This is a genomic window from Salinisphaera sp. (assembly GCF_035690525.1).
Classification (GTDB): Bacteria; Pseudomonadota; Gammaproteobacteria; order Nevskiales; family Salinisphaeraceae; genus Salinisphaera.
Map to the genome: position 1 here is coordinate 1 of NZ_DASSKM010000169.1, position 6123 is coordinate 6123.

The following is a 6123-nucleotide window of genomic DNA, read 5'->3' on the forward strand; positions in this document are numbered from 1 at the left end:
GCCAAGACGCAGAGCGCCGGCCGCAGTCATTCTGCGGTCAAGCTCTGCAACGCCGGATGGCGCGATTTGGGGCCGCAACCCGAAGGGCCGGGGCCATTTTGCCGCAATCCTGCGTTGCAGCGCGCTACGGTAGAATGACTATCGTACGCCCGCTGCGCCTTGTCTTGCACCAAAATGGCCGCCGGCGCGGCGTCGAATGAAACGGCAACAGGCCCTACCAGCCCGCTCGAACCGATGCCCGAACTCACCGCCCGCGATTTTCGAACCCTGCGCTTTTTGCTGTCGGCGCCGAAGCTGTCCGCGCTGCCGCCGGCGAATCGGCCCGAGATCGCTTTCGCCGGCCGCTCCAACGCCGGCAAGTCGAGTGCGCTCAATACATTGTGCGAACAGGGCAACCTCGCGCGCACCAGCAAGACGCCCGGCCGCACCCAGGCGATCAACTTCTTCGCCAATGAGCGCCTGCGGTTCGCCGACCTGCCCGGTTACGGCTTCGCCCGTGTGCCACCGGCGATCAAGGCGCAATGGGCGGCGCTGATCGAGGGCTATCTGGCGCAACGCGAAACGCTGTCCGGGATCGTGCTGATCATGGACGCGCGCCGCCCGCTGCTGGATTTCGACCGCCAGCTCATCGCATGGGGCGGCGCTTACGGCCTGGCCTTTCATCTCCTGCTGACCAAGGCCGACAAGCTCTCGCGCAACGAACAACACAAGGCGCTTCGAACAACGCGCGCGGCGGTTGAAGGCGCGACCGCGCAACTGTTCTCCGCGACCAAGCGGATCGGCGTCGACGAGGCCCGAACCGCCATCTCGACGCTGCTGGCCGGCGACCTCGAAGATCCGGCGGAGCCGACGCCGGATTGAGTCGCATCGGTAAAGCGTTTCCGTTAACAATCAGCACGTTCGTCGATTCATACCGACCATTTATCGGCAAAACGGCGAAAGCCGTCGACGCCCGCGGGCGGTTATGCGATAAACGTAAGGCGAGGGACGCGCTCAGGGCATAAAAAAGCCCCGGCGATCGGGGGAACCGTCGGGGCATATCCGATTTGGGGAATCGGATCTAGCCGCTCAGGGAGAAAAGCGGGCAGGCGATGCCTGCATGGAAGTAGACCGGGTCGATACGCTTAAGTTCCAAAATCGCTGAAAATTTTTTGGGGCGTCGGGCCGGGCGCCCATAAAAAAGCCCCGACGGTCGGGGGAAACCGTCGGGGCGGATCCGGTCTTGGGGGGAACCGGATGGTTTACCGCTCAGGGAGAAAAGCGGGCAAGCTTTCGCTTACAGGAATAAGACTGTGGGTCGGGGAAAAAGTTTCAAGCCGATCGAAAAAAATTTTCGAAGCCGGCGGGCGCGGCCTTGCGCGACGGCAGATAAAAAGAAGCCCCGACGGCAGGGGGAGCGCCGTCGGGGCAAACATTCCGGTTCTTGGGGGGAAACCGGATGGGGGGTTACCGCTCAGGGAGAAAAGCGGGCAAGCAACCATGTGCTTGCAGGGAATGAGACCCGTGCCCATCCGGCAAGTTCCTAGCACCGACAAAAAAATTCGAGAAAATTTTCAAATGCCTGTTATTGCTTGAAATTCTCATCGGGCTTTGATCGGGATTTTTTTAGGGGCCGGCGAAAAATCCGGTCTCGATCAGTGGGCCTGTTGCCAATTGTCGGCAATGCCGGCCTCGGCCACGAGTGGCACCTTGAGTTCGGCCACTGTATTCATGCGCTGGGCGATCGCGACGCCCAGCCGCTCGGCTTCGCCGGCCGGCACTTCGAAAACGAGTTCGTCGTGCACCTGCATGATCATGCGGGCATCCTCGCCCGATTCGCGCAACCAGGCGTCGACCTCGATCATGGCTTTCTTGATCAGGTCGGCGGCGGTACCTTGCAACGGCGCATTGATCGCCGCGCGCTCGGCGCCTTGCCGCCGTGCGCCGTTGCGCGCGTTGATCTCCGGCAGGTAAAGCCGGCGTCCGAACAGGGTTTCGACATAGCCGTCGGCCTTGGCCGCGGCCCGCGTTTCTTCCATATAGCGATGCACGCCGGCGAAGCGCGCGAAGAACTTGTCGATATAGGCGCCGGCATCCTCGCGCGAAAGCTCGAGCTGTTTGGCGAGACCGTAGGCCGACATGCCGTACATCAGCCCGAAGTTGATCGCCTTGGCCGCCCGGCGTTGGTCGGGGGTGACCGCGTCGAGCGGCGTGTCGAACACCTCGCCGGCGGTGGCCGTATGCACGTCGCGCTTTTCATTGAAGGCCGCCATGAGGCCCGGATCGCCCGACAGATGCGCCATGATGCGCAGTTCGATTTGCGAGTAGTCCACAGCCAGAATCTTGTAGCCCGGCGGCGCGATAAAGGCCTCGCGTATACGGCGCCCGGATTCGGTACGGATCGGAATGTTCTGCAGGTTGGGATCGGACGACGACAGCCGGCCGGTAGCGGCCACCGCCTGGTGATAACTGGTATGGATGCGCCCGGTGGCCGGGTTGATCAGGCTCGGCAGCTTGTCGGCATAGGTCGAACGCAGCTTGGACAATTCGCGCCAGGCCACGATATGCGCCGGCAGCGCGTGCCTGTCGGCCAGCTCGCGCAGCACATCCTCGGCGGTCGACGGCGCGCCCTTCGGCGTCTTGCGGATCACCGGCAGTTCGAGCCGGTCGAACAGGATCTCCTTCAACTGCGCCGGCGAGCCTAGATTGAACTCGCCGCCGGCGGCCTCGTACGCCTGTTGTTCGATCTCGATCATGCGCTCGGCCATTTCGCCGGAAACCCGCTTCAATAGCTGATCGTCGACCAGCACTCCGTTGGCCTCGATCCGCGCCAACACCGGCATCAACGGCATTTCCACCGTTTCGTAAAGCGTTTTCAAACGACCGATCTCGCCAAGCCGCGCGTAGAGCAGACGATGGAGCTGCAAAGTGACGTCGGCGTCCTCGGCGGCATAGGGCGTGGCCACGTCCAGCGCCACTTGATTGAAGCCGACCTGTTTGGCGCCCTTACCGGCGACTTCCTCGAACTTCGTGGTCGTGCGCTCGAGATATTTCTGCGCCAGCGAATCCATGTCGTGACGCGTGGCCGTGCTGTCCAGGACGTAGGATTCGAGCATGGTGTCCCGACAAGCGCCGGCGATACGCACGTTGTAGCGCGCCAGCACGTTCAGATCGTACTTGATGTGCTGGCCGAGCTTGGGAATGTCGGGATTCTCCAGCACGCCGCGCACACGATCGAGCACGGTATTCATCGGCAGTTGCGCCGGCGCGCCCAGATAGTTGTGGCCGACCGGCACGTACCAGGCCTCGCCCGGCTCAACCGCGAACGACAGGCCGACCAGATTGGAGGCCATCGCCGATAGCGAATCGGTCTCGGTATCCACGCAGATTAGTTCGGCGGCTTCGAGCCGAGCCACCATCGCGTCGAGCGCATCGGTGTCCAAAACCGTGTGGTAATGCGTTTCTGCGGGTGCGGCCGGCGTATCGCCGTTGGCGTCGGTGCCGGTCGGGGCGTCGAGCTCTTCCAGAAATTTATGGAACTGATAGCGGCGGAACAGCGCGGCCAGCGCGTCGGTATCGGGCGCGCGGCGAATCAGTTCATCCACGATGCCGGCCAGATCCAGCTCGGTTCGGATGGTGGCCAGGTCCTGATACAGCGGCAGATCGTCGAGCGCGGCGCGCAGGTTGTCGGCCACCTTGCCGCCGATCTCGCCGGCGTGCTCGATCACGCCGGCCAGGTCGCCGTACTGGATCAGCCATCGGGCGGCCGTTTTCGGGCCGACCTTGGCCACGCCGGGAATATTGTCCGAGGTATCGCCGACCAGCGCCAGATAATCGGTGATCAGCTCGGGACCGACGCCGAACTTGTCGTGAACGCGCGCGATATCGGTTCGCTTGTTCTGCATGGTGTCGAGCAGCACCACCCGGTCGTTGACCAACTGCGCCATGTCCTTGTCGCCGGTGACGATCACCACCGGGCCCGGCTCGCGCGCGGCCAGCGTGCCGATCACATCATCGGCCTCGACGCCGTCGACCTGCACGATCGGCAGGCCCATGGCGCGGATCACCTCGCGGATACCCTCGAACTGATCGGCCAGTTCGTCGGGCACCGGCGGCCGGTTGGCCTTGTACTCGGCAAACAACTCGTTACGAAAGGTCGGGCCGCGCGGGTCGAACACCACCACGATCCGGTCCGACTCGTACTCGCGCAGGAACTTGCGCAGCATGTTGGTCATGCCGTAGATCGCGCCGGTCGGCTGGCCCTCGGCGTTGGTCAACGGCGGCAGCACGTGAAACGCGCGATACAGCCAGGACGAGCCGTCGATGAGAATCAGGGGCCCTGAAGCTTTGGAATCGGACATGGCAATCGCCGGAACAACAAAGATAATAGGGCGAACAGCTTACGAGCCGCGCCGGTTTCGGTCCATGCGCTATCGCCGCTGGCCCGGAACAGTACGCCCTGGGCCACACATCGAGCGACATGGTCTGCCGGCTCCTGAAGGCGCAATAGAAAGAACTCGTGTTCTGTCGATCGAGCAGACACGCTGGATTATCGGCCGGAAGATTCGGATCCAAGAGCATTGGCCGGGCGAGTTCCTGTCGACTGTCATCGATGGCTCGATACACCATGCGAAGCCGTCAGGCTCATGCGTTAGACTCGGGGTGCCAGGGGATACCGAGGGGCGGCTTGAACAAGCGTGACTTGAGCGAACGCGATATCTGCACGAAATACATCACGCCGGCCCTGGAACGCGCCGGCTGGAATGTGCAAACACAGATCCATGAGGAAGTCTCGTTCACGGCCGGCCGCATCATCGTTCGAGGCCGCATGCACGCGCGCGGGCATCGCCGCCGCGCGGACTATGTGCTGAGTTATCAGAAGAATCTGCCAATCGCGGTCGTCGAGGCGAAGGACAATACGCACGCTCTTGGCGACGGCATGCAGCAGGCTCTGTCCTACAGCGATGCATTGGACGTGCCGTTCGTTTTCACCAGCAATGGCGACGGTTTTCTGTTCCACGACCGCACGGGGCTATACGCGCAAACGGAAACGCCACTCACGCTCGACGAATTTCCATCGCCAGCGGCGCTCTGGCAGCGCTACTGCCAACACAAGGGGATCGGCCAGGACGCCCAGCCGGTAATAGAAGAACCTTACTACGACGACGGTAGCGGCCGAACGCCGCGTTACTACCAGACAGTCGCCATCAATCGCACCGTCGAAGCCATTGCCAGAGGCCAGGACCGCATTCTGCTGGTCATGGCCACCGGGACCGGCAAAACCTTCACCGCGTTTCAGATTATCTGGCGCCTCTGGAAAGCGGGCAAGAAGAAACGCATCCTGTTTCTCGCCGATCGCAACGTGCTGGTCAACCAGGCCAAGAACAACGACTTCAAGCCCTTCGGCCAGGCCATGACCAAGGTCACGAACCGAACGGTCGATAAATCCTACGAGGTCTATCTCGCCCTCTATCAGGCGGTGTCGGGCAGCGAGGAAGACAAGAACATCTACCGGCAGTTCTCGGCAGACTTCTTCGATCTGATCGTCATCGACGAATGCCACCGGGGCAGCGCGGCCGCTGATTCGGCCTGGCGCCGGATTCTCGACCATTTCTCGGCCGCCACCCATATCGGGCTCACGGCCACGCCGAAAGAAACCAAAGTGGTCTCCAACATCGACTACTTCGGCGACCCGATCTACACCTATTCGCTCAAGCAGGGCATCGAGGACGGCTTTCTCGCGCCGTATAAGGTTATCCGCGTCGATCTGGACAAGGATCTGCAGGGCTGGCGGCCCAGAGAAGGCCAGACCGATAAGCACGGCCACTTGATCGAGGACCGAATCTACAATCAGAAGGATTTCGATCGCGGTCTCGTTCTTGAAAAGCGCACCGAAACCGTCGCCGCGAAAGTGACCGAGTTTCTTTCTCGCACCGACCCATATCAGAAGACCATCGTCTTCTGTGAAGACATCGACCACGCCGAGCGCATGCGCCAGGCGTTGGTCAATCTCAATCCGGAGCGCGTGCGGGAGAACCGCAAGTACGTGATGCGGATCACGGGCGATGAGCAAGAGGGCAAGGCCGAACTCGATAACTTCATCAACCCCGAAGAACGTTACCCCGTCATCACCACAACCAGCAA

At 62.0% G+C, this 6123-nt stretch carries 3 protein-coding genes; 2 read left to right on the forward strand and 1 reads right to left on the reverse strand.

What is annotated here, in order from left to right; genetic code table 11:
* Nucleotides 1-234 precede the first annotated feature (234 nt).
* Entirely contained in the window at nt 235-861 is a 627-nt protein-coding gene (yihA, locus tag VFJ08_RS13055; RefSeq protein ID WP_324997657.1) for a ribosome biogenesis GTP-binding protein YihA/YsxC, read from the forward strand.
* Between the two features lie 773 nt (nt 862-1634).
* Here yihA and polA read toward each other — a convergent pair.
* Complete coding sequence (gene polA / locus VFJ08_RS13060; RefSeq protein ID WP_324997658.1) at nt 1635-4340, reverse strand: DNA polymerase I; 2706 nt, start codon at nt 4338-4340, stop codon at nt 1635-1637.
* Nucleotides 4341-4666: 326 nt separating this feature from the next.
* Between polA and hsdR the strand changes: the two genes are divergently transcribed.
* A partial coding sequence (hsdR, locus tag VFJ08_RS13065; protein WP_324997659.1) for an EcoAI/FtnUII family type I restriction enzme subunit R occupies nt 4667-6123 on the forward strand: 1457 nt, incomplete at its 3' end.

Bases quoted from the DNA above. Each gene is read 5' to 3' on its own strand.
- polA (WP_324997658.1), bottom strand. From the start codon at position 4,340: ATGTCCGATTCCAAAGCTTCAGGGCCCCTGATTCTCATCGACGGCTCG.
- yihA (WP_324997657.1), top strand. From the start codon at position 235: ATGCCCGAACTCACCGCCCGCGATTTTCGAACCCTGCGCTTTTTGCTG.